Genomic DNA, 23,957 nt, shown 5'->3' with positions numbered 1-23,957 from the left:
AGGTTTTGTGCCAGTGTTTTAAAGTTGTAAAATATCCATGTAAAACAGTTATTTATATTTGAAACGCATTATTTTGTGCCGTATCTGGAACAGCCCGGAAGTTGGGTTACCGATCTGCCCAGCGAATGGGCGAATGTGCACCAGCGTGGTTCTGTTGCCCGTTCAGGCCTCTTCACGGGTGAACCCGCTAAATGCACGCCCCCCTAACCAGGCGCAAAAAAAACCGGCCGCGAGGGCCGGTTCAAACGACGCGTGAGCAAGCACGAGATTTACTTTAAAGATCTAGCACCAAACGCCGGCTCTTGCACCCGGACACACACACCATCATCGAACCGTTGGCGGCGCGCTCGGCCTTGGTCAGCACACCGTCACGATGGTCGATCTCGCCTTCGATGACCCGTGTCTCGCATGAACCACACACGCCTTCGCGGCAGCTGTAGTCGATGTCGCAGCCTGCTTCGAGCAGTGCATCCAGCAGGTTCAACCCAGGCTCGACGGTGACTGTCTTGCCCGACCGGCTCAGCTCGACACTGTAGCTGACCTGGGCATCCTCGGACGGCGCCACTTCCACAGCCGTAAAGCGTTCGATGTGGGCATGGGGGTAGCCCAGGTTTTCGCAGGCCTGCTCGAAGGCATCGAGCATCGGCGTCGGTCCGCAGCAGTAGAAGTGCGTGTCGCTCGGGCGCCCGGCCAGGTAGCCCGCCAAGTCCGGCAGACAGCCCTTTTCGTCATTGAAGTGGTAGACCACCTTCGCCCCAAGCCCGGCGATGTCCTCCAGCAGCGCTGCCTCCTTGCGCGAACGGGCGCAGTAGATCAGCTCGGCCGACCTGCCGAGCGCCAACAGTTGACGGAACATGCAATAGATCGGCGTGATGCCGATGCCACCGGCCACCAGCACGCTGTGGCTGGCGCGGGTGTCCAGGGCGAAGTTGTTACGCGGCTGCGAGATCTGCAATTGCATGCCCACCCGCAGTTGCTCGTGGATGTAGCGCGAGCCCCCGCGGCTGGCGCGGTCGCGCAGGATACCGACCACGTAACGGCCCTGATCGCTCGGCGCGTTCAGCAGTGAGTAGCTGCGCACCAGGCCGTTGGGCAGGTGCAGGTCGATGTGCGAGCCAGCCTCGAACGGCGCGAACACCGTGTCGCCCCAAGGGCGCAGCTCGACGCTGATGATGCCTTCGGCTTCATGGCGCAGGGTGTGCACCAAGGCACTGATGGTGGAGGAGTTGGACATCGGTCACCTCAGCCCAGTTGCTTGGTTTCGATCAGGGCCAGTTGTTCCTTGGCCTTGCTCTTCAGGTAACGGCGCAGGCGCACCACACCCAGGTCGTGCTGGTAGAGGTTCTCGCGCTGGTTGGCGTCCGGCTCCATGAATTCCAGCAGCACCCGGTCCTGCTCCAGCACCGCCCAGTGGCGGGCCTCCAGGCGGTTCTTGTAGAGGAAGCGCCAGGTGTCGCGCTGCCAGCCGGTCAGTGGACGGGCGCGCCAGTGGAACACGGCGGACAGGGCACGGCTGCTGGGGGTGTAGCTGCCGATGATGGTGAAGTTGCCGCCAGGTCCGCCGGTCTTCGGGTAAGGGATTTCCAGGCGCAGCCAGTGGCAGCCGTTGTCGAGGAATTCGGTCCAGTCGAAATTCACCCCGCGCTGGCCCTCCTTCTCGAAGAAGAAGCCTTGCTCGGTGTCGCGGGTGACGAACTTGGCGGTGGCTTCGCCTTCGCTCATGGAGTGGGACATCTTGTGCAGGTAGGTGCCGTGCATTGGGTCCATGACGTTGTCGAGCACATAGCGATAATCGCCTTTCCACTCGGTGTAGCAGAGGAAGCTGCTCCACTCGGGCGAGGTCAACTGCTCGGGCAGTACCAGCGCCGGAGGCGTTTCCAGATGCGGGTCGGCGGCGTTGAACAGGAAGATCGCGCCCGCCGCCTCGCGGGTGTGGAACATTCGCGTCGGGCGGCTGCCTTCGAGCTTGCAGCCGGGGCTGCCGGGCACTTTGGTCACGGTGCCGTCGCAGCGCACTTCCACACCGTGGTAAGGGCATTGCAGGCGATCGCCCAGCACCGGCCCCTGGGACAGCGGCGCGCCACGGTGCGGGCAGTGGTCTTCGAGGGCATGGACGCTGCCATCGTTGTCGCGCCACAGGGCGATCTTGTAGCCCAGGCGGCGAATCGAGACGGGTTTCTCGCCCAGCAGTTCCGACGGCAAAACCGGGAACCAGAGGTCTTTCAGGCCGTTGGCCAGGTGTTGCTCAACAGGATCGACGGTTACGTGCATGTTCATCTTGTTCTACCTCCAGCGGATCACTCGCCCAGCCGAGCCATCAGGGTTTTGAAAGCGTCTTCGGTCCACTCGCCACTGGTCAGCGGGCAGGGCGGGCCGGCCAGGTTGAGGTGGGCGAGCAGCTCGCCCAGTTCGCTCACACCATTGCCGTAGGCGCGTTCGATGGAGTCGCCGAGCAGGTCCTCGAACGGCGTGTTGGGGCGTTTGCGCGCCTGGTGCGGCTGCAGGTAAACCTCGGTCGTGCTCATGGAATGCACCTCAGTTGTTCTTTGGCTTGTCGGTGAGGAATTTGCCTTGTGGCGCTTCGACGTGCTGCTGGCGCCGGGTGTTGCCGTCGATACCGCCGGCAATGGCCCATTCGGCAAAGACCGTTGGGCCCGGTTCGAATTCGCGTGGTTGCCACTCGCCGGTCAGCTGGTCTTCGTCGGCGTAGTACTCGACCAAGGCGCCGGCCGGGTTCTTGAAGTACCAGAAGAAGGCCGACGACACCGGGTGGCGGCCGGGGCCGATTTCGGTGGCCCAGCCGCAGCGGGAGATGTGCATGCCACCACCGAATACCTCGTGCAGGTCGCGCACGGTGAACGCTACATGGTTGAGTCCGGCGCGCGGTGCGGGTAGTTGCAGCATGAACAGGTCGTGATGACCGCCTTCCTCGGCAGTACGCAGAAAGGCACCACGGTTGGGGTAGCGGTCCGAGGCCTGGAAGCCGAAGCGCTCGTGGTAGAAGGCTTCGCAGGCGTTGACGTCCTTGACGAAGAACACCACATGGCCGACCTCGATCGGCGTGGCGCGGTCGTAGATGGGCGATGGCTTGTTGATGCGGCCCTTGGTCTGCCAGGTGTTGTGGCCGCTGCACTCGATGTCCAGCGCACGCTTGCGAGTGACCTGCAAGCGGATGGCCAGGCCGTTGGGGTCGGTGCAGCCGATGCGGCCGTTGCCCTCGACGAAGCCTGGGTCGTTGGCGATACGCTGGCTGTACAGCGCAAGGTCGGCTTGGCTCTCAACACCCCAGACCACCTCACGCACGGTCGAGCCAGGCTCGATGGCCGGTGGCAAGCCCGGCTTGTCGTGGGCGGCGAGTACCACGCGGCAGCCGTTGAGGGTTTCGAAGATCACTTCATCGTCGTGCTCGCTGACCTGGGTCAGGCCCCAATCGGTGAAGAAGCGTGCGCAGGTGGCGAGGTCCTCCACGCCGTAGGTGACTTCGTCGATGCCCAGTACGCTCATTGTCCTGTCTCCAGTCCGGCCCAGGCCAGCGGTTGATCGTTCATGCCCCAGTAAAGGCTCTTCTGTTCCATGTATTGCAGGATGCCGAGGCGGCCTTTTTCGCGGCCCAGGCCGCTGTCGCGCCAGCCGCCGAAGGGGGTCGAAATGGAAAATTGCTTGTAGGTGTTGATCCACACGGTGCCGGCTTGCAGCTTGCGGCCCAGTGCCCAGGCGCGCTTGTAGTCACGGCTCCAGATACCGGCGGCGAGGGCGTACAGGCTGTCGTTGGCCTGAGTGATCAGCGCTTCTTCATTGTCGAAAGGCATGGCCACCAGCACCGGACCGAAGATTTCTTCCTGGCAGACCTGCTGGTGATTGCCCAGGCCCTCGAGGATGGTCGGTGGGTAGAAGTGGCCTTGGTCGAACACGCCACCTGCGGGGCGTTCGCCACCCAGTCGCAGGCGGCCACCTTCGGCCAGGCCCAGGGCGACGTAGCGCTCCACCGATTCGCGGTGGGCGGCGCTGATCAGCGGACCCATCTGCGTACGTTCGTCGGCCGGGTCGCCCACGCGCAGTTGTGCGGCAGCGGCAGTCAGGCGTGCCATGAACGGCTCGTACAAGGGGCGGGCGACGAACAGCCGGGAACCGGCGATGCAGGCTTCGCCCGAGGAGCTGAAAATGCCATACAGCACCCCGGCCACCGCGTGGTCGAGGTCGGCGTCGTCGAGGACGATGGTCGGTGATTTGCCGCCCAGTTCCAGGGACACTGGCATCATCTTGTCGGCGGCGATATGGGCGATGTGCTTGCCGGTGCGGGTGCCACCGGTGAACGACACACGCTTGACCAGCGGGTGGCGGGTGAGGGCGTCGCCCAGCACCGAGCCCTTGCCCGGCAACACGCTGAGTAGCCCTTTAGGCAGCCCGGCCTCCTCGCAGATACGCGCCAGTTGCAGGGCCAGCAGCGGGGTGATTTCCGCCGGCTTGATCACCACGGCGTTGCCACCGGCCAGGGCCGGGGCCACCTTCTGCGCTTCGCTGGCGATCGGCGAGTTCCATGGCGTGATCGCCGCGACTACGCCCATCGGCTCGTAGACGCTCATGCTGACGAAGTCGCCGCGTGATGGGGTGATGGTTTCTTCCAGCGTTTCGCAGGCCGCAGCGAAGAACTGGAAGGTGCCAGCGGCGCTGGCGACCAGGGCGCGGGTCTCGCCGATTGGCTTGCCGTTGTCCTGGCGCTGCAACTGTGCCAGCTCCTCGGCGCGTTCGCGGATCAGCCCCGCGATGCGATACAGCACCGTTGCGCGCTCGTGGGGTTTGCGCTGTGCCCAGCCGCTGTGCAGGAAGGCCTGATGCGCGCCCTGCACGGCGGCCTCGACGTCGTCCAGGCTGGCGGCGTTGAGCCAGGCCACCGGCTCGCCCGTGGCTGGGTAGCAGGTGGCGTAGCGCTCGCCGCCGCCCAGACGCCAGGTGCCGGCGATGCAAATGGGTAAGGTCTGTTCCAGAGTCATTGACAGTCCCCTAGATGGATATGGCGTGGGCGTGGTTGCCTAAGGCGCGGACCACGCTGTACACGGTCAGCGCCGAGGTTTTCGGGTTGGCTTCCAGCGGCTTGCCGCGCAGGCTCATCTCGAAACCGCCGAAGGCGCCACGGGCTTCGAAGTGGTGGACGTTGTCCTCGCTCAGCGGGTCGGCGATCAGCGTCACCCGGGTGCGGTCCAGGCCGATGCCAGCCAGCGACAGGGTCGCGGCGACATTGGCGTTCTTCGGGTACAGCTGTGCGGCTTCTCGGGCGCTGCCGTGGAAGATCACCGTTGGCTCGCGCAGCTCGTCCAGTGCGCAGACCTGTTCGGCAGGCGTGTTCTTCCACGCCCGAGCCGGCTTGCGGCCGATGTAGTCGACCGTGTCCAGGCCGCCGACCTTGGCGGCCGAGAGCGCATCGATGCCACCGATGGCGCCAGGCAGCAGCTCGATGCGGGTGTTACCTCGTGCCGCTGCCGCTTCCAGGCGCTCGACCAGGCCAGGTTCCGAGAGCGCCCCGACCGAGACCACCAGGCAGGCGATACCACGCTCCAGTGCCGGCAGCACATGCTCTTCGATGGCCTTGTGGCCGGCGCACTCGACGAGCAGGTCGGGACGGGCGTCGGCCGGTAGCGCCGTGAGCACTGTCGGCGGCTGACGGAAGCTGGCCAGGCGTTGACGCACCAGGTCTTCGGAACCGGCCGAGGCGATCACCGCGTCAACGTGCAACTGCGGGTCTTTCTCCAGCAGTTCGAGCACGCTGATGCCAATGGCACCGCAACCGATCATGGTGATGTTGAGCATGACGGGGTCCTCAGGCCGTGGCCTTCTGCGCCTTGGTTTCGCTGTTGGGCGGGCCGGCGAAGCGGGTGGCGAAGCCGCCGACGCTGAGCATGTCCACTTCCAGCAGGAATGGGCCGTTGGTCTGCAGGGCGCCACCGAGGACGCTGCTGAAATCCTTGAGGTCCTTGACCAGGCCGTGGCGCAGGCCAAGGGATTCGGCGAGCTTGCTGTAGTCGGGGGTATGCAGATCGACATAGGCGTGGCGGGCGCCGTAAATGGCGTCCTGGATGTTGCGGATCACGCCGTAGCGCTGGTCGTTCATCAGCAGGATGACCACGTTGGCCTTTTCTTGGACCAAGGTCGCCAGTTCGCCCAGGTTGAGGATGAAACCACCGTCACCGGCCAGGGCGAAGACCTTGCGCCCCGGCGCGGTTTCAGCGGCGGCTACCGCCGCACCAATGCCCATTGCCAGGCCCTGGCCAATGCCACCGCCCAGGGCGTGCACGCCTGACAGCGGGTGGTACAGGTTGAGTAGGCGGTTGCCCCAGATACTGTTGGACAGCGTGACGTCGCGTACCCAGGTGAAGTTGCGGCCGGTCTGGGCCTGCAGTTGTTCGACCATGGCCGAGTACGGGCCGAGGTCGGCCACCAATTGTTGGCGAGCCTGGGCACGCACCGCCTTGAGCTCGTCGATGAAGTTCGGGTCGATGTTCAACCGGCCCTGCAGACGATCGGCCAGGCCTTCCAGGGCCAGGGCGGCATCGCCGCAAACGAACAGGTCGCTGGGGTAGCTGCGGCCTTCGATGGCCGGGTTGACGTCGATGCGCAGCGTGGTGCGTGGCAGCTTCAGGGCGTACTTGAAGGTTTCGTTGCTGCGCAGGCGCGAGCCGGCCACCACCAGTGCATCGCAGGTCTGCATGAAGCCTTCGACCAGCTTGTTCTGCGAGAACGCACCCAGGCAACGCTCGTCGTCTTCGTTGACCACGCCACGGCCCTGGGTCGAGGTGATCACGCCGACGCCCATCGCCAGCAAACGCTTGACCTGCGCCCCGGCATGGCGGGCGCCGCCGCCGAGCCACAACAGCGGACGGCGGGCGCTGGCCAGTCGCTCGGCGACCAGGTCGAGGGCTTCGGCGGCAGGCGCGGCGACTGGAATCGGCAGCGGTGAAAGGTCGGTCGGCATGGGGATGAAAGCCGACTGGATGTCGATCGGGATTTCCACGCTCACCGGGCCGGTCGGGGCGGTGAGGGCGGTCTGCACGGCCAGCTTCAGGGTACTCAGTGCAGTCTCCACGCTGCGCACACGGAACGCGGCCTTGGACACGGCCTTGAGCATGGTCAGCTGGTCGCGGGCTTCGTGGATGTAGGCCAGTTCCTGGTCCAGGTAGGGGGTCTCGATCTGCCCGGTGATATGCAGCAATGGCGTGCCGGCGGTCAGTGCCTCGACCATGGCCCCAGCGGCGTTGCCAGCGGCGGTGCCGGTGGAGGTCAGGCAGACGCCCAGGCCGCCGCTGCTGCGGGCATAGGCATCGGCCATGTTGGTGGCGCCGGCTTCGCCACGGGCCATGACGAAGCGGATGTTGCCGCGTACGGCGAAGGCATCGAGGATCGGCATGTTGTGGATCGAAATCACCCCGAACGCAGCCTTGACGTCGCATTGTTCGAGGAACGCGGTGATGACGGCACCGACGGTGACGGTGTTTTCGTTACGCATGGCGGGACAGGCCTCCGGATACATCGATATGACTGCCAGTGGTGTAGGCCGACAGCGGCGAAGCCAGGAACAGGATGGCCTGCGCCGCTTCCTTCGGCAGGCCAAGGCGGCCCAGGGGTATGTGCTTGCGTTGCGCCAGCTGCGCGGTCCATTGCGACCAGTTCAGGTCGCGTTCTTCGCGGGCCTCGAAGCGGCGGCGCCATTGCCCGGACTCGACCAGGCCGATGAGGATGCCGTTGACCCGGATGCCGTGTTCGGCGAACTCGAAGGCCATCGAACGCACCAGGTTCTTCAGCCCGGCGCGGGCCGCGGAGGTGGCGACCATGTGCGGCTCGGGCTGGCTTGCCAGCAGCGAATTGACGCAGACGATCGAGGCATCCTGCTGGCCCTGCAGCTGCGCCATGAAGGCGCGCACCGGGTTGATGACGGAAAAGAACTTGAGCTGCAGTTCTTCGTTCCAGGCCTCGTCGGTGGTGTCGGCGAAGGTCGACACACGGCCTTGTCCGGCGTTGTTGACCAGTGCCTGGGCCGGGCCCAGCGCGTCCAGGCTGGCGGCGGCGAATGCCTGCACCGAGCCGGCATCCAGCACGTCGCACACCTGAGCCAGCAAGTGGGCCTCGGGGAAGCGTTCGCGCAGGCGTGCTTCGGCACTGCGCAGGCGCTCTTCGTTGCGGCCGCAGAAGGCTACGCGGGCGCCGGCTTCGAGCAGCAGTTCGACACAGGCGTAGCCGATGCCGGACGAGCCGCCGGTGACGATCACCGTGCTGTCGTGAAGTCGATAGGGGTTCATCTCAGTCCCTCATCAACGCGGTGACATGGCCGCTGCCGGGTCGGTAGTTGAGCAGGCGCGACAGTTCGTCGGCGCTGCCACGCACCTGGCCGAGCAGGTTGTCGAAGTTGACGTGGCCGATCTGCACCGTGGGGATGGTCAGGCCGAGGGCTGCGACTACCTGGCCGCTGGCATCGCGCACCGGCGCCGCCACCGTGGAGATGGTCGACTCGAAGAAGCCCTCGCCGCTGACATAGCCACGCAGGCGGTCGGCCTGCACCAGGTCGAACAGCTCCAGCACGGTTTTGGGCGTGCACGGCGAGTACTGCTCCAGATGCTCTTCGGGGTACAGCTCACGCAGTTCGGCCAGGCTCAGGTCGGCCAGCAGGATACGTCCGAGCACGGTGGCATGGGCTGGCAGGCGGGTACCCACGGTGACCGCGCTGGAGAACACCGAAGGCGGCGAGACCTTGGCCACGTAGACAATTGAGCGGCCATCGCGTACCACCAGATTGCTGGGGTAGTTGAGGTGATCGCACAGCCGCGCCAGCAACGGCTGGCCAAGCTCGGTCAGCTCCAGCGAGGCCAGGTACTCGAAGCCCAGGCGCAGCACCGACATGCCGAGGCGGTATTCGTTGCCGCTGCGGGTGACGAACCCCATGGTTTCCAGGGTGGTCAGCAGGCGGAAGATGGTCGAGCGTGGCAGCGACAGACGCCGGGCCAGTTCGGGGGCGGTCAGGGTGCGGTTCTGCCGGCTGAATTCGCACAGCAACAGCAGGCCGCGCTCCAGGCCCGGGACGATGTACTTGTCCTGGTTTTCCTTCAACGGATCCATTTCGTTCATAGCACGCTACCTGTCAGAGAGGCGTCGAGGGCGCGGGCCAGCAGGCCCGTCACCGTGTCAGGTTGTTCGATGGCGCAGGCATGGCCGGCGCCGGCAATCAGGTCGAAGGGCGCGGCCAGTGCAGCGGCGAGTGCCGCGCAGTCCTCGGGCAGGGTGATGCCGTCTGCGCTGCCGCAGTGCACCTGGCACGCAACCGCCAGGGGCGCGTAGCGCAGCAGGTCGTCGCCGCACAGCAATTCGATGGCTTGGCGGTAGCCATGGGGCTTGAGCCGCGCCATGTTCCAGTGCACCCAGGCCTGCGCCTCGGCGCTGGCGTTTGCCGACAGCAACCGTGCGCTGCGCTCGCGGGCCATGCGTTCGATGCCCAGTTGCCCAAGGTTGTGCAGGCGCTCGGCGCGCACCGCCCGGCCCTGATCCGGCACAGCGCCGTATCCGCGCGCCGGGCTGATCAGTACCAGGCGGTTGACGCGCTCAGGGCAGGCCTGGGCGAAGGCGCTGGCGGTCAGTGCCCCGAGGGAGTGGCCGACCAGCACGCAACGCTCGATACCCAAGGTATCCAGTGCCTGCAGCAGGCGTCCGGCATAGTCCCGTGCGCTGGGCGCAGCCATCGGCAAAGGCGAGGACTGGCCATAGCCCGGTGCGTCCCAGGCCAGTACCCGAGCCCGCTCGCTCAAACCCATGGCCACGTGCAGCCAGCTGGCCGCGCCCGAGCCGATGCCGTGCAGCAGCACCACGGCGTCACCGTCGCCGGCTTGGCGCACGGCCAACTGGCCGCCATCCAGGCGCAGCAGACGTTCGGCGAAGCGCTGATCGAGCAGGGAGGGGGTGGGCATGAGCGGTATCATCGGCTTACCCGCGCTTGATCGAGGCCAGCGGGTGCGCTGGCGGGTAGGTCGGGGTCACCGGCTTCTTGGCACCGAGCATCACGCACATCAACGCATCTTCGTCGCCGATGTTGATCTCTTCGCGGTACACCCCAGGCGGTACCGAAATCAGGTCACGGTCGGTCAGCACGGTTTCGAAGCGCTCGCCGTCTTTCTCGATGACCACCTTGAGCTTGCCGCGCAGCACGAAGAACACTTCTTCGACGTCGGTGTGCAAGTGGGGTGGGCCTTCGTGGCCGGCCGGGATGACCATGGTCGAGAAGGTGAAGTGCTCGGACGCGATGGTGTTCATGTCACTGCCCACGCCGGTGCCGCCGGTGCCCACGTAGCGCATCTGCGCGCGGCGGAACTTGGGGTCGTAGTCGGCCTGGAACTTCAGCGCGTCCCAGTCGTAGCGACGGGTCTCGTAGCGGGCGATGCGGGTCTGCATCCAGCTGGCGAGGTCGGCGCCGGCGGGACGGTCCCAGGATTTCGGGGCGTCGTTCTGCATGGAAAGGTCGGTCATGGAGGTCTCCTTGCTCAGGGCATGACGAACCCGCCGTTGACCGGCAGGGTTTGTCCAGTGATGAAGCGCGACAGGTCGGACAGCGCGAACAGCACCGCGCCACTGACGTCGTCGGGCAGTTGCGGGCGCTGGATGGCCCGTTGTTCGGTGTACAGGCGGTGGCGGGCCTCGGGCACGTAGGCAGTGGCCTCGACCAGCACCAAGCCTGGGGCGATGGCATTGACGGTGATGTTGGCGTTACCCAGTTCACGGGCCAGGCTGCGGGTCATGGCGATCACCGCGCCCTTGCTGGCGACATACGCCAGCAGGTTGGGCGCGCCCCACAGTGGTGTGTCGGAGGCAAGGTTGATGATCGCGCCTCGGCCGCTCTCGCGCAGGGCGGGCAGGGCGGCACGGGTCATCAGCCAGGTGCCGCGCACGTTGACCTGCATGACTTGGTCCCAGGTCTCGATGTCCAGCTCCTCGCAGCTCTTGCCGCCGGAGTTGGTGATCGAGGCGTTGTTGACCAGGCCGTCGAGGCCACCCAGGCGCTTGACCGTGCGTTCGATGCAGGCGTCGATCGACTCGGGGCTGGCCAGGTCCAGGCTCACGCCGCTGACGTCCAGGCCCATGCCGCTCAGTTCGCAGGCGGCCTGTTGCACGCGGCCGGCCAGCACATCGGCGATCACCACGCGGGCACCGGCCTGGGCGATGGCTTGGGCGAAGGCATAGCCCAGTCCACGGGCGCCACCGGTGACCAGCACACGACGGCCTTGGAGAAGGTTGGGGAAGGTGCTCATCATTGGCTGCTCAGCATGGCTTTGGGGAGGTAGTGAAGAACGCGCTTCTCGGCCCAGACCACAGCGCCGTAGGCGAGTACGCCGATCAGCGTGAGCATGACGATGGCCACGAACACCCCAGCGGTATTGCCCTGGCCTTCAGCGTCCACCAACAGGAAGCCCAGGCCCTGGTTGCCGCCGACCAGTTCACCGACGGTCACGCCGATCACCGCCAGGGTCGAGGCGATGCGCAGGCCCGAGAACAGCGCGGCCATGGCCGAGGGGAACTCCACCAGGCGGAAGATCTGCCAGCGGCTGGCATTCATGGTGCGCACCAGGTTGATCATGTCCGGGTCGACGGTACGAATGGCCGAGAGCACGTTGATCATCACCGGGAAGAACACGATCAGGATGGCGATCAGGATCTTCGGGTAGATGGTGTAGCCCAGCCACATCACGAACAGCGGCGCGAAAGCCACCTTCGGCGCGATCTGCAGGGCCAGGATGTAGGGCGACAGCATGGCCTCGGCCGATGGCGACAGGCCTAGGGACACACCGATCGCCACGCCAAGCAGGGCGCCGAGGGCGAAGCCGACGATGATCTCGAAGGCGGTGATCAGGGTGTGCTCGAACAGGTTGCCGGACTGCCACATCAGCAGGCTCTCCTGGGCCACGCGGCTCAGTTGCGGCATGACGAATTCGGGCATGCCGACCAACCCAGGGCCCCATTGCCACAGCACCAGGAACAGGACCAGCAGGCCAACGCTGCCGGCTACGGATGGATTGAGGTTTCTCATCGGGCGTTACCTTGTGATTGCTGGGCCGTCACTGGGCCGCGGTCGTGGTTTCGATGAACTGGTTGCTGTACAGGTCGTCGAGCTTGGGTTCGCGGGGGACGATGCCTTCGCTGACATAGAACTTGCGCACTGCCTCCAGGCGGGCCGGGTCCACGCGTCCGGGCACCGGCTGGCCGGCATAGACGTACTCCACGTACAGACGCAGGGTCTTCTCCAGCGAGGCTTCCTTGCCGGCGTAGGCCGGTACCGCACGGGCGAAGCTGGCAGCGGCGGCCTTGGGGTCGTCGATGATGTCCTTGAGACCACGCAGGGTGGCCTGGACCACGCCACGGACGATCTGCGGGTGATGCGCGATGGCGTCGTCGGAGGCGAGAATCGCCTGGGCCATGCTCTCGAATACCTGTTCGCGAGGGATCAGCGCATATTTCAGGCCCGCGTCCTCGGCGTTGACCACCCAGTCCGGCACGCCGGCCATGGCCTGGGCCTTGTTGGCCGAGAACAGTTGCCACACGCCCGAAGGGCCGGCGGCCTGGATGTCGACATCGTCCTTGCTCAGCCCAGCCTTGCGCAGCGACGCGAGCAGGGCGTAATAGGTGGTGTCGGAGTAGGACATCACGGTCAGGGTCTTGCCCTTGAGCTGGCTGACCGAGCGGATGTTCTCACCCGCATTGGTGGCGATCATGGTCACGCCGCCGCCACCGAGCACCGCCACCGCGCGCACCGGAATGCCGTTGGGGCGCACGATGATCGGGGTATCGCCGATGGCTCCACCGACCAGTGCATTGCCGGCACCAATCTGCTTGGCGACGTCGACCCCGCCCTTGGCGGCGATGAAGGTCAGGTCCAGGTCCTGGGCCTGGTAGTAGCCTTTTTCCTTGGCGATGATCCATGGCGCGAACGCAGGCAGGCTGGGCGGCGCCGGCAGCAGGTAGGTGACCTTGGTCGGTTCGGCCTGGGCCTGTGCGGCCAGGTTCAGGGCGAGCGCGGCCAAAGCTGCGTGCGCCACGCGCTTGAAGGTAGTGGTGAACATGCTAACTCCCAAGAGGTGAGTGAGGCGTCGGTCAGTGCAGGTCGTGGTCTTCGCCGACCTTCAGCAGTTCCATCAGGCGGCCTGCCAGAGGGCCGATCTCCGGAAGCTTGCGCCGCTCCAGCGGGTTGTCGCGGTGCGGCAGGTCGATCTCGATTTCTTCGATGATGGTGCCGGGGCGGGCGCTCATCACCAGCAGGCGATCGGACAGGGCGATGGCCTCGACCAGGTCATGGGTGATGAACAGCGCGGTCTTCTTCTCTTCGAACAGCATTCGCGCCAGGTCCTGCTGGAGAATCATCTTGGTCTGGGCGTCGAGGGCCGAAAACGGCTCGTCCAGGAACAGCACCTGCGGGTCGATGGCCAGCGTGCGGGCCAGCGCGGCACGCTGGCGCATGCCCCCCGAGAGCTGGAACGGGTAGTGATCGGCGAAGCCTTGCAGGTGGCAGCGTTTGAGCAGGTTCTCGGCGATCACCTTGCGCTGTGAAGCCGCCATGCCCTGGATTTCCAGACCCAATTCGACGTTGCGGCGAATACTGCGCCAAGGCATCAGCAGGTCCTTCTGCAACATGAAGGCGACCTTGCTCACCGGCCCGTCGACCCGTTCGCCGCTGACCAGCACTTCACCTTCGGTTGGTCTGTACAGGCCCGAACCCATGTTGAGGATGGTGCTCTTGCCGCAGCCGGAAGGGCCGATGATCGAAACCACTTCACCGCGGCGAATCTGGAAGTTCACGCCGCGAATGGCGAACGGCGCTTCGGTCTGGCCTTTGGTGGGAAACGCCTTGCCGACATTGCGAAATTCGATTTCAGTCGGTGCCGGGTCGGGGCGTGGTGCATTCCACTGCGAGGCGATTGCGTACATCTCTTTCACAGCCATGGGATTAGTCTCTGGTCTGTTTTATAGGTGATACGCCGTTTAGTGCATGAACAATGCCAGGTGTGTCATTTCTCTTAAATAATAAGAAATCCCTTATTTATTATTAAGTTACAGATATGCAGTGTTTTCCAGCATGTTTTATATATGAAACAGAGTTTTCTATATGGCACGAAAATGCCCAGCAACCGCGCACGAAAGGTGTCGAATGCGAGGGAGTTGGGCATTTTGGGTAACGGGCGTGTGCGAGGTTTCGCGGGTGAAACAGCCCCTTTGTCGCAGGTGAGCGCCCGCTTGCGGCGATTGGGCCGCGCCGCAGCGCTCAGGATCGCCGCGCAGGCCTGAGCACCAGCCACAAAGCCACACCGATCAGCAGCCCGCCGTACAGGTGCCCCATGGACAACGACTCGTCCAGCAGCCAGGCGCCCCACAGTACACCGAACACTGGAATCAGGAAGGTCACGGTACTGGCCTTGACCGGTCCGATTTCGGCCAGCAGGCGGAAGTAAAGAATGTAGGCGAATGCCGTGCACACCAGCCCCAACCCCAACAGCGACCACCAGACCTGCCAGCCGCCCCAACTGGCTGGCGGCTGAGTCAGTGCGCTCCAGGCGAACAGCGGCGTCATCATCAGGGTGGCGCCGAGCATGCTGCCCAAGGCCGAGAGGCGGCTGTCCAACCCGCTGATCCAGCGCCGAGCGAGAAAGCCGGCAAAGCCATAGCAGGTGGTAGCGGCGAGACACGCCAGGGCGCCCTGCAGCAAGGCCAGATCCAAGGCAACGGGGCCGGCGCCGCTGAGAATGCCTACGCCGAGCAGACCGAGGAAAATGCCGCACAGCTTGGGCAAGGTCATCGGCTCACGGAAGCACAGCGCGCCGATCAGCACGCCCATCAGCGGCGTGGTGGCGTTGAAAATGGCCGAATAGCCGGCGGGCAGCACCTGGGCAGCGACCGAATAGAAGGTGGCCGGGATCCCTGAATTGATCATCCCCAGCACGAGGCAGGCCCCCAGTTTGCCCTGGAAGTTCCAGCGTACTCGGGCCACGGCGAGGATGGCGATCAACCCCAGGCAGGCGATCGAAACCCGGAAGAACGCGGTGGGCACGGTCCCCAACTCCGGCGCGATGATGCGCATGAACAGAAAGCTCGCCCCCCAGACGGCGGCAAGGGTCAGCAGGCGGGCTAGGGCGATGGGGCTCACAACGATCTCCGGATACAAGGCAGGGCGCGAGTGTACGTCACGGGGCGGGGCGTTTCTTGTGCTTTCTTGCGGTGTAAATCCGCTATCGCAGGGGCCGCAGTGGATCGGCGCGAATCAGGGACCGCCGACTCGCCGGCCATGCGCCAAGGCGGGCATCGCAAATTGCAAGGGGCGACTAAGCTGTCTATCTCACCCCGCACCTAGGTGTCCGCGCATGACCCAGCACTGGCCGGCCCACGAGATCGCCCGCATGATCCTCGATGGCTTCGACGACTACCGCGAGCATTTTCGCCGCATCACCCTCGGGGCCCGCGAACGTTTCGAGCAGGCCCGCTGGCAGGATATCCAACTGGCCGCGGCCGCGCGGATCAACCTGTACGAGCAGAAAGTCGGCGAGGTCAACGGTTGGCTGCGCGACGGTTTCGATGAAGAGGTGCTGCTGGAGGTAGGCCAGTGGCCCTTGGTCAAGAGCGCCTACATCAGCCTGATCGACCCGCGCCTTGACGATGAGCTGTCGGAAACCTGGTACAACTCGCTGTTCTGCAGCCTGTTCAGTCATGACCAGATCAGTGATGGCTGCATGTTCATCCACACCACCCGGCCCTCGTTGCGCAACCGCGAGCGCGCGGCACAAACCCACACCTACACGGCGCACGGCGGCCTCAAGGGCCTGCTGCGTTCGATCCTGGCCGATTACCCGTTCGATGTGCCCTACGCAGACCTGGAGGGTGACCTGGCACGACTGGAGGAGCAGCTGCGCGAAAGCCTGCCGGACTGGGTATGCAAGGACCCGGCCCTGGCGGTGGAGCTGTTCTGGCCGGTGTTGTACCGCAATAAAGGCGCCTACCTGGTGGGCCGCCTGCATACACTGGACGAACAATGGCCGCTGGTGATTCCCTTGCTGCACCGCGAAGGCCACGGCATCGAAGCGGATGCCGTGATCACCGACGAGGCCGAGGTGTCGATCATCTTTTCCTTCACCCGTTCGTACTTTATGGTCGATGTGCCGGTGCCAGCGGAGTTCGTCAACTTTCTCAAGCGCATTCTTCCCGGCAAGCACATCGCCGAGCTGTACACCTCCATTGGGTTCTACAAGCACGGCAAGTCGGAGTTCTACCGGGCGCTGATCAACCACCTGGCCGGCAGCGAAGACCGCTTCATCATGGCCCCGGGCGTTCGCGGCATGGTCATGAGCGTGTTCACCCTGCCGGGGTTCAATACGGTGTTCAAGATCATCAAGGACCGCTTCTCGCCGTCCAAGACCGTCGACCGCGCCACGGTCATCGACAAGTACCGTCTGGTGAAGAGTGTCGACCGCGTGGGGCGCATGGCCGACACCCAGGAGTTCGCCGATTTTCGCTTTCCCAAGGCCAAGTTCGAACCCGATTGCCTGGCGGAGCTGCTGGAGGTGGCTCCGTCCACGGTCGCCCTGGAGGGCGACACCGTGCTGATTCGTCACTGCTGGACCGAACGCCGCATGACGCCGCTCAACCTGTACCTGGAGCATGCCAGCGACGCCCAGGTGCTCGAGGCGCTGGAGGACTACGGCCTGGCCATCAAGCAGCTGGCGGCGGCGAACATTTTCCCCGGCGACATGCTGCTGAAGAACTTCGGGGTAACTCGCCATGGCCGCGTGGTGTTCTATGACTATGACGAAATCAGCTTTCTCACCGAGGTGAACTTCCGCCACATTCCGCCGCCGCGTTACCCGGAAGACGAGATGTCGGGCGAGCCGTGGTACTCGATCGGGCCGCACGATGTGTTTCCCGAGGAGTTTCCGCCGTTCCTGTTTGCCGATATCGGTCAGCGACGGCTGTTCAGCCGCTTGCATGGGGAATTGTACGACGCCGATTACTGGAAGGGATTGCAGGCGAAGATCCGCGATGGGAAGGTGATCGATGTGTTTCCGTATCGGCGCAAGGTACGGTGAATAATGATGTGCGCTGTCAGGGGCTGCGCAGGCACTTGAGCTCGCTGAAGTCGGTCCGCACTTCAGCCAGGCGTTGCTGCAGGAACGTGCGCTGGGCAGGCGTGCTCAGGTGCATCAGGTCGACCAGCAGGCTGCGCGCCTGCCGTTCGGTGTTCTGATAGGCGATGCGGTAATTTTCCGTCCACAGGCTCTCCTTGCGTTGCAGCAACTGCGCCAGGCGGGGTTCGAAGCTGGCGTCGTTGCGCTGGTTCATCGCCAGCATCAGTTGCTGCTGCCAGTGGGCGCGGTTGGTGATCCATTCGCGGTTCTGGTCGCCCAGCGACTGGGACCAGGCCTGGATACGCTGGCGTTGCGCGGTGTTGAGGTCGCCGAACCAGGGCCTCAGACGCTTTTCCATGCGCTCGGTGCGCCGCGTGATCTGTTGCTCCAGCGGCGTATCCACGTACTTTTTCTGGCGTTCGCTGATGTCCTCGCGCAACGCCTCGCGCATCTCTTCCACCTGGGCATCGCTCATCCCCCGCAACAGTTCGGCCGCCGAAGGGGTAATGGCCTCGGTGACGCGGCCGATGGCCTGGCGGGCTTCCTGGGTGCGTTGCTGCAGCGCTTGGTCGGTCACCTGGTCTTCGGCGACCATCGTGCGCACCCGGTCGAGCCAGTCAAGGTAGCCGGGCAGCTGGGTCTTGCAGTGCCAGGCCAGGTGCTGCTTGAGGCGCTCATCGAGCAAGGCCTTCTGGTCGCTGTTCATGTCCAGGTAGTCGGCCAGTGACCAGGGTACCAGTCGGTCCAGGTTGCGGTAGGCCAGGTCGATACGGTTGCACGCCACCAGCGCCAGGAGCGAGCCGATGGCAATGAGCAAGACTTTGAGCAGGCGAACGTGCATGGGCGAGTCCTTGCAGGGGTTGGCCAGTCGATGAATATGAACAGGCCACGGCGACTGCGACGAACGAATCAGCGGTCGGGCAGCGCGGTGGCTTCAGGTGTAGAATAGCCGCCTTGTCTTGAGGAACATCGGAAATGGCTCTGCTTGGGCGTTACAACAGTTTGCAAATCGTGAAACACGTGGACTTCGGCCTGTACCTGGACGGCGGTGCCGACGGCGAAATCCTGCTGCCCAGGCGTTACATTCCCAAGGACACGCCGACCGAGGTCGATGACTGGCTCAATGTGTTCATCTACCTGGACAGTGAAGACCAGCTGATCGCCACCACCGAGCAGCCCAAGGTTCAGGTGGGTGGCTTCGCCAGCCTCAAGGTCAAGGACATCAACAATGCTGGCATCTTCTTCGACTGGGGCCTGTCCAAGGACCTGCTCATGCCTTATTCGGAAGAGTCGCGGCCATTGAAAATAGGCGACTACTGCGTGGTGCATGCTTACCTGGACAAACGCACCCGCCGTATCACCGCTACCGCCCGGCTGGATCGCTACCTGGACCGCACTCCGGCGGACTATTCGGTCGGTCAGCCGGTCGAGCTGCTGGTGGCCGGGCAGACGCCCATGGGCTACAAGGCCATCATCAATAACCGCCACTGGGGCCTGATTCACAAGAACGAGGTATTCAAGTTCCTGCGTTCGGGCATGCATGTGGAAGGCTTCATCAAGGAGGTGCGCCACGACGGCAAGATCGCCTTGAGCCTGCAACCGGTCGGCAAGGCGCTGGGCGATGACTTGCAAGAGCAGATCATGGCGCGTCTGGAGGCAGAGGGCGGGGTACTGGCCGTGTGCGACAAGAGCGCACCGGAGGTGATCAGCCAGCTGTTCAACGTCAGCAAGGGCAACTTCAAAAAGGCCATCGGCGCGTTGTTCAAGCAAGGTCGGATCGTCATCCATGACGATCGCATCGAACGGGCCTGATCAGGCCTGGACGAATGCCTTGAAATCCAGCTGCTCGCCGCCCGGGCGGGTGTCGCGCAGTAGCGAGTCGCGGTCGGCGCTCAGGGCCAGGCTGATGGTCGAGCGGCGCTTACCGGGGTTGCGCACTTCCATCTGCTCCTGATGGGCACGCAGGAAGTTGGTCGGCACCTTCAGGTGCTGCAAGTCGTCGTTTTCCGGGGTGTGCAGCAGCAGGTTGACCCAGTCGGGCTGGCCCTTGCGCAGCAAGGCTACCGGTACTTCGAACCACCACAGGTTACGTTTGCGATCGAGGATGGCGAACAGGGTATTGGTGCTGTTGAGCACCGGCTTGTCCAGCGCCTGGTTACGTCGGGCGATGGCGGCGGGTTTGTCGAGTTTCATGCAGGTTCCTGCGGGTTGACGCGTGATAAGGCCTGCATTGTGAGGGGTGGCCGGTAGCGGGGCAAGGTTTGATGGCCCTATCGCTTTCAGCAGTCGGCCTGCTGGCGACAGGGCCAATGGGTTCAGCGACTCAGTGGCCGGCTCAACTCCGACGTCGCACCCTCGGCGGTGGTTACCGTCGCGGTGAAGCTGCGGAGTTCCGCGGCGTTCTCCAGCGTCTGGGCAAATGTCGCCTTGCCGTCCTTGTCACTGCTCACCAGTACCTGGCCAAGATACTGCTGCGCCTCGGTTCCGTTGGCCTCGGCATTCCCGAACACCTCGACCCGCAACAGGCTGGATGCCGGCCCGCTAACTTCGCCTTGCAACTGTTCGCCTTGCAGGGCAGTCAGGCGGGGGGCTGGCTGGTTGTGGTTGGGCAACGGCTGGCATGGCTTGGGTTGGCCATTGCCATCGCAAATGATGGCCTGGTCTTTCTTCGCCAGGTCTGCACCTATCCCTCGTGAACCTACGTACAGCGCATGGGCCTGGGCCGGTACGCCAAAGACGATTGCACCGGTGCGCTGGTCAGGCACGCACGAGCCGCCGGCCTCGCAGCGGCGAATGTCCTGGCTGTTGCCCCAGATCCGATTGGCGGTCAGGCGGGTGGCGGTGACGTTCGGCTCCGGACGCAGCGCCACACCAATGCGGTTGCCGTGAATCAGGTTGCCATCGAGGATGTTGCCGTCGCCCGTGACGCTGACACCGTTGGAGTTGCCTGTGAAGGTGTTGGCACCGAGGTAGTTGCGGTTGCCCCAGTTGATCTGCAGCCCGTCGGAGTAGTTCTCGAAGCGGTTGCGTACCACGCTGTTGTCGTTGCCCAGCAGAATCTCGATGCCCTGGGACGGCTCCGGGTTGGCGGGTGTGGAGCGGAACAGGTTGTCGGCCACCAGGTTGAAGGCCGCGCCCCGGGTGAGCTCCAGACCGTCGCCGTTGTCGACCAACTGGTTGCGCAGCACCTTGTTGTTGACCGTAGTGGTCGCTGTCGGATTGCCGGCACCGTCGTCGCCGGTGAGCATGATCCCGGCCCCGCCTTTGTTGGCCACGATGCGGTTGTCTTCGATGACGTTGCCACTGGCGCGATTGACCAGGATGCCGATGCAGAAGTTACGCACTTCAAGACCGCTCAGGTGCACGCCTTGGGTGTCTCGCAGCACCAGGCCGGGGTGGGTGGTGGTACGCACATTGGTGCCGTATTGGCCGGGTAGGGCGCCGGGGCAGGTATGAACGCCCTGGTCCTTGATATAGCCGGAGCCGTCGATGGCGATGTATTGGCCGTCTTGGGCCCACGACAGTCCAGTGATGCGCACCGGGCCCTTGATTTCCGGCAGCGGGCGAGTCGGACGGATGACATAGGGTGGTTTACCCACTGGGGCAATGTCGATCCGGTAGCGGCCAGGGTTCTGGTTGCTGGTCTCGATCGCCCAGCGCAGGCTGCCGGGCTGGCCATCGTCGTTGTAGCGGTCGACGCGAAGGGTTTCGCTGCTGGCCGGTGCGGCGGCAAGAGCGGGCAGGGGGAGCAGCGGCAGCAAGGCGGCCAGGAGGGGCATCAAACGCATGGGGCGGACCTTCCGAAAACGATTGTTCTTATCGAAGGCAGCCTGCTTGGGGTTGCCATTCGCCGGTGATTCTAAGGGGGCAGGGGCGGCGCTGCGCAGAGCCTGGTGGCCAATTCGGTGCGGTATTCGCCCCGAATCACCGCCCGGCACGCCGTGTGTGAATCCGGTGAAACTCTTGCAGAAGACGACCGGTCAACCCACTGTCGACACGATTCACGTGTCTCCACTTGCAGGAGATTTGCCATGAGCGGCACTAAAGACAAAGTCAAAGGTATGGCCAACGAAGCCATGGGCAACGTCAAGCAAGGCGTCGGCAAGGCGACCGACAACGAGAAGCTGCGCGCTGAAGGCAAGGCCCAGGAGCTCAAGGGCGAGGCGCAGCAGGTGAAGGGGGACGTCAAGGACGCGATCAAGAAGCCCTGAATGAGCCCTGAATGATCGTGCCTTGGCTGGCCTCATCGCCGGCAAGCTGCACCTGCAGGGCCCTGCATGGGGCCCTGCAGGCGATTATTTCTGAAAGTCGGCAGGGAGCGGTACATCAGTTGCGTGGTCTATTAGACTTTCCCCTGTACTGATCAAGCGGCGAAAGGAGACGCTATGATTTTCCCCGACCTGCGCGGCCTGCCCCTGCACCGCGTGCTGGTGCGTACCGTCAGCGAATTTCTCGATGACGAGATGTCTACCTATGCCTCGGCGCTGGCCTACCAGATGCTGTTTTCGCTGTTCCCTTTCCTGCTGTTCTTGATCGCCTTGATCGGTTTTCTGCATCTGCCGGACTTTTTCTCCTGGCTCCGCCTGCAATCGGAACTGGTGTTGCCGCCGCAGGCGCTGGAACAGGTCAACCCGGTGATCGACCAACTGCAGCAGTCCAAGGGCGGCTTGCTTTCAGTGGGTATCGTGATCGCGCTGTGGACTGCCTCGGCTGGCGTGCGCCTGATGATGAGTGCAATGAACGCCGCCTACGACGTGCCCGAGGGACGCCCGGTCTGGAAGCGCATTCCGCTGTCGATCATCTACACGGTGGGCATCGCTGGGATGCTGCTGGCAGCGGCGGCGTTGATGGTATTGGGGCCGCAGGTCATGGAGTGGATTGCCGCCCAGATCGGCATGCAAGAGGTGATCGTCACGGTGTGGACCATCCTGCGCTGGCCGGCGATCATCATCCTGATGATGGTGGCGGTGGCGCTGATCTATTACGTGATGCCGGACGTGAAGCAGAAGTTTCGCTTCATCACGCCAGGTTCGGTGCTGGCGGTGGTGGTGTGGATCATCGCTTCCCTGGGCTTTGGTTACTACGTGAAGACCTTCGCCGACTACAACGCGATGTACGGCAGTATCGGTGCAATCATCGTGCTGTTGCTGTATTTCTATATCTCCGCAGCCGTGCTGTTGCTGGGGGCGGAAATGAACGCCGTGATCGAGCACATGTCGACAGAGGGCAAGAACCCTGGCGAAAAGGATTTCGGCGGTGACAAGTCCAGGGAGACCCTGACAGTGCTGGGCCATGAACACCCGATATCGAGCGAGCCTCGACCTTCCGAGCCGACACCCCGATGATCCGCGACATTCTCAAGATGGGCGATGAGCGCCTGCTACGCATCGCCCCACCGGTGCCTGACGAACTGATCGGCAGTGCCGAACTGCAGCAACTGATCGACGACATGTTCGAGACCATGGCCCATGTAGGCGGCGTGGGTCTGGCCGCGCCACAGATAGGCATCGACCTGCAACTGGTCATCTTCGGATTCGAGCGCAGCGAGCGTTATCCGGATGCCGAGCCAGTTCCGCAGACCATCCTGCTCAACCCGGTGATCACGCCCATGTCGACCGAGATCGAGGACGGCTGGGAAGGCTGTCTGTCGGTGCCCGGCCTGCGCGGGGTGGTGCCGCGCTACAAGCATATTCGTTACGAAGGCATCGACCCTCAGGGCAATCCGATCAACCGCTTTGCGGACGGTTTTCATGCCCGCGTGGTGCAGCATGAGTGCGATCACCTGATCGGGCGGTTGTACCCCTCGCGCATTCAGGACTTTGCCAAGTTCGGGTTCACCGAGGTGCTGTTCCCTGGGCTGGATGCCAGCGACGACTGACCGCGCACCATGGCCACCAGGCGTTTACTGCGTTGGTAGCGCGCCAGCCGAGCGGCGAGGGCTTCTGGCAACTGGGCGGCGGTTTCGAAGGCCAGGTGTTGATAGAAGGGCGCCAGGTCGGGGTGGCAGAATAGCCAGATCGGGCCGCGTCCGCCTGCCAGTGCGGCATCGATCAATTGCCCCGCCACGCCCTGTTTGCGCTGCTGCGGGGCGACGAAAAGCCCTGTGAGCCAATGGCCATTCTCGATGGGCGCCAAGCTCAGCCCTGCGATGATTTCGGTACGCCGGGCTACCCACAGTTCCCCATCGCTGGCAGCCCGCATGCGTGAGCCGTGCTGGCGGTAGAAGTGGTCGAGCAGGCGGCGCTCGAGGGCGGTCAGTTGGGTGCAGTGCAGCAGGGGCATGCGCATTCCAAAGTCGAGTCGAAAAACGGCCGGGATGGCTCTACGCCAGCCTCTTGAGGCGATTTTGTCGCAGATTGTTGCAAATCCTGCAAGGGTGAATGTCTGACTTCGGGGTTCAACTATTCAAAGGCGGGAGTAGACTTTCAGACATCCCCCAGCAGTATGACGAAGCGGGATCGGTACTTCGTGTCATCTTCGTTGGAGATGACAACTTCTCCGCGCCATTGACGGCATATTGAAGTCAATCGATCAGCTTGATTGCTTTAAAGGCCAACTCACATGAAACCATTACTGATTCTTGCATTGGTCGGTATGTCCTCGTTCGCCCTTGCCGATGAGGCCAAACCTGTCTCCACCGAGCCTGTCGCCCAGCAGTACGACTATTCCATGAACCTGGACATCAAACGGGTGATCAGTCTGTCGACCCTTCCGAATGTCTGCGAAGTGGTGCCGGCGACCATGACCTATGAAGACCATCAGGGCCAGGTGCATACCATTCAGTACCGCGCCATGGGCGAGGGCTGCCAGCAAGGCTGATTGCCCCGC

Annotated in this window: 26 protein-coding genes; 6 read left to right on the top strand and 20 right to left on the bottom strand. The window is 63.9% G+C overall.

Going from position 1 to position 23,957, the window contains the following annotated elements; genetic code table 11:
- Window positions 1-274: 274 nt before the first annotated feature.
- The 16 genes from P3R38_RS18395 to P3R38_RS18320 all read right to left on the bottom strand — a co-directional run bounded on the left by P3R38_RS18395 (window position 275) and on the right by P3R38_RS18320 (window position 15,160).
- Window positions 275-1,234, bottom strand: a complete 960-nt coding sequence (locus tag P3R38_RS18395) for a PDR/VanB family oxidoreductase (RefSeq protein WP_202675512.1) — start codon at window positions 1,232-1,234, stop codon at window positions 275-277.
- Between the two features lie 8 nt (window positions 1,235-1,242).
- A complete protein-coding gene (locus P3R38_RS18390) occupies window positions 1,243-2,277 on the bottom strand; it encodes an aromatic ring-hydroxylating dioxygenase subunit alpha (RefSeq protein ID WP_023381741.1) in 1,035 nt (344 codons plus the stop codon).
- A gap of 20 nt (window positions 2,278-2,297) precedes the next feature.
- On the bottom strand, window positions 2,298-2,525 hold the full coding sequence (locus tag P3R38_RS18385) for a recombinase-like helix-turn-helix domain-containing protein (RefSeq protein WP_023381740.1): 228 nt from the start codon (window positions 2,523-2,525) through the stop codon (window positions 2,298-2,300).
- Between the two features lie 10 nt (window positions 2,526-2,535).
- On the bottom strand, window positions 2,536-3,504 hold the full coding sequence (locus P3R38_RS18380; RefSeq protein ID WP_023381739.1) for a VOC family protein: 969 nt from the start codon (window positions 3,502-3,504) through the stop codon (window positions 2,536-2,538).
- Window positions 3,501-4,991: an aldehyde dehydrogenase gene (locus P3R38_RS18375; RefSeq protein WP_277686484.1), complete on the bottom strand. Its 1,491-nt coding sequence runs from the start codon at window positions 4,989-4,991 to the stop codon at window positions 3,501-3,503. Before P3R38_RS18375 ends, P3R38_RS18380 begins: the two co-directional genes overlap by 4 nt.
- Before the next feature lie 10 nt (window positions 4,992-5,001).
- Window positions 5,002-5,805 (bottom strand): aspartate dehydrogenase, encoded by an 804-nt coding sequence (locus tag P3R38_RS18370; protein WP_023381737.1) that lies wholly within the window; start codon window positions 5,803-5,805, stop codon window positions 5,002-5,004.
- 10 nt (window positions 5,806-5,815) lie between these two features.
- The gene (locus P3R38_RS18365) at window positions 5,816-7,498 is read right to left on the bottom strand and encodes a thiamine pyrophosphate-binding protein (RefSeq protein WP_023381736.1); all 1,683 of its coding nucleotides are present in this window, start codon (window positions 7,496-7,498) and stop codon (window positions 5,816-5,818) included.
- A complete protein-coding gene (locus P3R38_RS18360; protein WP_023381735.1) occupies window positions 7,491-8,288 on the bottom strand; it encodes an SDR family oxidoreductase in 798 nt (265 codons plus the stop codon). Before P3R38_RS18360 ends, P3R38_RS18365 begins: the two co-directional genes overlap by 8 nt.
- Before the next feature lies 1 nt (window position 8,289).
- Window positions 8,290-9,102 (bottom strand): IclR family transcriptional regulator, encoded by an 813-nt coding sequence (locus P3R38_RS18355; protein WP_027907431.1) that lies wholly within the window; start codon window positions 9,100-9,102, stop codon window positions 8,290-8,292.
- A gap of 5 nt (window positions 9,103-9,107) precedes the next feature.
- Window positions 9,108-9,944, bottom strand: coding sequence for an alpha/beta hydrolase (locus P3R38_RS18350; RefSeq protein ID WP_023381733.1), 837 nt, complete (start codon window positions 9,942-9,944; stop codon window positions 9,108-9,110).
- A gap of 16 nt (window positions 9,945-9,960) precedes the next feature.
- Complete coding sequence (locus P3R38_RS18345) at window positions 9,961-10,500, bottom strand: cupin domain-containing protein (protein ID WP_023381732.1); 540 nt, start codon at window positions 10,498-10,500, stop codon at window positions 9,961-9,963.
- 14 nt (window positions 10,501-10,514) lie between these two features.
- On the bottom strand, window positions 10,515-11,279 hold the full coding sequence (locus P3R38_RS18340; RefSeq protein WP_023381731.1) for an SDR family oxidoreductase: 765 nt from the start codon (window positions 11,277-11,279) through the stop codon (window positions 10,515-10,517).
- A complete protein-coding gene (locus P3R38_RS18335) occupies window positions 11,279-12,055 on the bottom strand; it encodes an ABC transporter permease (protein WP_023381730.1) in 777 nt (258 codons plus the stop codon). The genes P3R38_RS18340 and P3R38_RS18335 overlap by 1 nt, the downstream gene beginning before the upstream one ends.
- A 28-nt stretch (window positions 12,056-12,083) precedes the next feature.
- Window positions 12,084-13,085 (bottom strand): ABC transporter substrate-binding protein, encoded by a 1,002-nt coding sequence (locus P3R38_RS18330; protein ID WP_023381729.1) that lies wholly within the window; start codon window positions 13,083-13,085, stop codon window positions 12,084-12,086.
- Window positions 13,086-13,116: 31 nt separating this feature from the next.
- Window positions 13,117-13,962 carry an ABC transporter ATP-binding protein gene (locus P3R38_RS18325; RefSeq protein ID WP_023381728.1) on the bottom strand — a complete coding sequence of 282 codons (846 nt, stop codon included), beginning with the start codon at window positions 13,960-13,962 and terminating at the stop codon, window positions 13,117-13,119.
- Window positions 13,963-14,281: 319 nt separating this feature from the next.
- On the bottom strand, window positions 14,282-15,160 hold the full coding sequence (locus P3R38_RS18320) for a DMT family transporter (protein ID WP_023381727.1): 879 nt from the start codon (window positions 15,158-15,160) through the stop codon (window positions 14,282-14,284).
- 214 nt (window positions 15,161-15,374) lie between these two features.
- On the opposite strand from P3R38_RS18320, the gene aceK reads away from it, so the two are divergent.
- Complete coding sequence (aceK, locus tag P3R38_RS18315) at window positions 15,375-17,090, top strand: bifunctional isocitrate dehydrogenase kinase/phosphatase (protein ID WP_023381726.1); 1,716 nt, start codon at window positions 15,375-15,377, stop codon at window positions 17,088-17,090.
- A gap of 16 nt (window positions 17,091-17,106) precedes the next feature.
- Here aceK and P3R38_RS18310 read toward each other — a convergent pair whose 3' ends face one another.
- The gene (locus P3R38_RS18310; protein ID WP_027907434.1) at window positions 17,107-17,970 is read right to left on the bottom strand and encodes a DUF6279 family lipoprotein; all 864 of its coding nucleotides are present in this window, start codon (window positions 17,968-17,970) and stop codon (window positions 17,107-17,109) included.
- Between the two features lie 134 nt (window positions 17,971-18,104).
- On the opposite strand from P3R38_RS18310, the gene P3R38_RS18305 reads away from it, so the two are divergent.
- Window positions 18,105-18,941 (top strand): S1-like domain-containing RNA-binding protein, encoded by an 837-nt coding sequence (locus P3R38_RS18305; protein WP_023381724.1) that lies wholly within the window; start codon window positions 18,105-18,107, stop codon window positions 18,939-18,941.
- On the opposite strand, the gene P3R38_RS18300 is transcribed toward P3R38_RS18305, so the two are convergent.
- On the bottom strand, window positions 18,942-19,322 hold the full coding sequence (locus P3R38_RS18300; RefSeq protein WP_023381723.1) for a hypothetical protein: 381 nt from the start codon (window positions 19,320-19,322) through the stop codon (window positions 18,942-18,944).
- A 122-nt stretch (window positions 19,323-19,444) separates the two neighbouring features.
- Complete coding sequence (locus P3R38_RS18295; protein ID WP_023381722.1) at window positions 19,445-20,917, bottom strand: NosD domain-containing protein; 1,473 nt, start codon at window positions 20,915-20,917, stop codon at window positions 19,445-19,447.
- Window positions 20,918-21,160: 243 nt separating this feature from the next.
- Here P3R38_RS18295 and P3R38_RS18290 point away from each other — a divergent pair, with 243 nt between their 5' ends.
- From P3R38_RS18290 to def, 3 genes are all read left to right on the top strand, one after another.
- A complete protein-coding gene (locus P3R38_RS18290; RefSeq protein WP_023381721.1) occupies window positions 21,161-21,340 on the top strand; it encodes a CsbD family protein in 180 nt (59 codons plus the stop codon).
- A 174-nt stretch (window positions 21,341-21,514) separates the two neighbouring features.
- On the top strand, window positions 21,515-22,474 hold the full coding sequence (locus tag P3R38_RS18285) for a YihY/virulence factor BrkB family protein (protein ID WP_023381720.1): 960 nt from the start codon (window positions 21,515-21,517) through the stop codon (window positions 22,472-22,474).
- On the top strand, window positions 22,471-23,007 hold the full coding sequence (gene def / locus P3R38_RS18280) for a peptide deformylase (protein WP_023381719.1): 537 nt from the start codon (window positions 22,471-22,473) through the stop codon (window positions 23,005-23,007). The genes P3R38_RS18285 and def overlap by 4 nt, the downstream gene beginning before the upstream one ends.
- On the opposite strand, the gene P3R38_RS18275 is transcribed toward def, so the two are convergent.
- Window positions 22,941-23,330 carry a GNAT family N-acetyltransferase gene (locus P3R38_RS18275; RefSeq protein ID WP_051376143.1) on the bottom strand — a complete coding sequence of 130 codons (390 nt, stop codon included), beginning with the start codon at window positions 23,328-23,330 and terminating at the stop codon, window positions 22,941-22,943. The genes def and P3R38_RS18275 overlap by 67 nt on opposite strands.
- A 360-nt stretch (window positions 23,331-23,690) precedes the next feature.
- On the opposite strand from P3R38_RS18275, the gene P3R38_RS18270 reads away from it, so the two are divergent.
- Complete coding sequence (locus P3R38_RS18270) at window positions 23,691-23,948, top strand: DUF2790 domain-containing protein (RefSeq protein ID WP_023381717.1); 258 nt, start codon at window positions 23,691-23,693, stop codon at window positions 23,946-23,948.
- Window positions 23,949-23,957 lie beyond the last annotated feature (9 nt).

The organism is Pseudomonas sp. NyZ480, assembly GCF_029537255.1.
GTDB lineage: Bacteria > Pseudomonadota > Gammaproteobacteria > Pseudomonadales > Pseudomonadaceae > Aquipseudomonas > Aquipseudomonas taiwanensis.
The sequence above is the reverse complement of the archived record's forward strand: the minus strand, read 5'-3'. Positions and strand labels throughout refer to the sequence as shown.

Coding starts and splice junctions, on each gene's coding strand:
- P3R38_RS18295 (WP_023381722.1), bottom strand. CDS start 20,917: ATGCGTTTGATGCCCCTCCTGGCCGCCTTGCTGCCGCTGCTCCCCCTG.
- P3R38_RS18365 (WP_023381736.1), bottom strand. CDS start 7,498: ATGCGTAACGAAAACACCGTCACCGTCGGTGCCGTCATCACCGCGTTC.
- P3R38_RS18360 (WP_023381735.1), bottom strand. CDS start 8,288: ATGAACCCCTATCGACTTCACGACAGCACGGTGATCGTCACCGGCGGC.
- P3R38_RS18275 (WP_051376143.1), bottom strand. CDS start 23,330: ATGCGGGCTGCCAGCGATGGGGAACTGTGGGTAGCCCGGCGTACCGAA.
- P3R38_RS18345 (WP_023381732.1), bottom strand. CDS start 10,500: ATGACCGACCTTTCCATGCAGAACGACGCCCCGAAATCCTGGGACCGT.
- P3R38_RS18370 (WP_023381737.1), bottom strand. CDS start 5,805: ATGCTCAACATCACCATGATCGGTTGCGGTGCCATTGGCATCAGCGTG.
- def (WP_023381719.1), top strand. CDS start 22,471: ATGATCCGCGACATTCTCAAGATGGGCGATGAGCGCCTGCTACGCATC.
- P3R38_RS18385 (WP_023381740.1), bottom strand. CDS start 2,525: ATGAGCACGACCGAGGTTTACCTGCAGCCGCACCAGGCGCGCAAACGC.
- P3R38_RS18375 (WP_277686484.1), bottom strand. CDS start 4,991: ATGACTCTGGAACAGACCTTACCCATTTGCATCGCCGGCACCTGGCGT.
- P3R38_RS18310 (WP_027907434.1), bottom strand. CDS start 17,970: ATGCACGTTCGCCTGCTCAAAGTCTTGCTCATTGCCATCGGCTCGCTC.
- P3R38_RS18355 (WP_027907431.1), bottom strand. CDS start 9,102: ATGGATCCGTTGAAGGAAAACCAGGACAAGTACATCGTCCCGGGCCTG.
- P3R38_RS18395 (WP_202675512.1), bottom strand. CDS start 1,234: ATGTCCAACTCCTCCACCATCAGTGCCTTGGTGCACACCCTGCGCCAT.
- P3R38_RS18390 (WP_023381741.1), bottom strand. CDS start 2,277: ATGAACATGCACGTAACCGTCGATCCTGTTGAGCAACACCTGGCCAAC.
- P3R38_RS18285 (WP_023381720.1), top strand. CDS start 21,515: ATGATTTTCCCCGACCTGCGCGGCCTGCCCCTGCACCGCGTGCTGGTG.
- aceK (WP_023381726.1), top strand. CDS start 15,375: ATGACCCAGCACTGGCCGGCCCACGAGATCGCCCGCATGATCCTCGAT.
- P3R38_RS18335 (WP_023381730.1), bottom strand. CDS start 12,055: ATGAGAAACCTCAATCCATCCGTAGCCGGCAGCGTTGGCCTGCTGGTC.
- P3R38_RS18330 (WP_023381729.1), bottom strand. CDS start 13,085: ATGTTCACCACTACCTTCAAGCGCGTGGCGCACGCAGCTTTGGCCGCG.
- P3R38_RS18300 (WP_023381723.1), bottom strand. CDS start 19,322: ATGAAACTCGACAAACCCGCCGCCATCGCCCGACGTAACCAGGCGCTG.
- P3R38_RS18270 (WP_023381717.1), top strand. CDS start 23,691: ATGAAACCATTACTGATTCTTGCATTGGTCGGTATGTCCTCGTTCGCC.
- P3R38_RS18325 (WP_023381728.1), bottom strand. CDS start 13,962: ATGGCTGTGAAAGAGATGTACGCAATCGCCTCGCAGTGGAATGCACCA.
- P3R38_RS18290 (WP_023381721.1), top strand. CDS start 21,161: ATGAGCGGCACTAAAGACAAAGTCAAAGGTATGGCCAACGAAGCCATG.
- P3R38_RS18305 (WP_023381724.1), top strand. CDS start 18,105: ATGGCTCTGCTTGGGCGTTACAACAGTTTGCAAATCGTGAAACACGTG.
- P3R38_RS18340 (WP_023381731.1), bottom strand. CDS start 11,279: ATGAGCACCTTCCCCAACCTTCTCCAAGGCCGTCGTGTGCTGGTCACC.
- P3R38_RS18380 (WP_023381739.1), bottom strand. CDS start 3,504: ATGAGCGTACTGGGCATCGACGAAGTCACCTACGGCGTGGAGGACCTC.
- P3R38_RS18350 (WP_023381733.1), bottom strand. CDS start 9,944: ATGCCCACCCCCTCCCTGCTCGATCAGCGCTTCGCCGAACGTCTGCTG.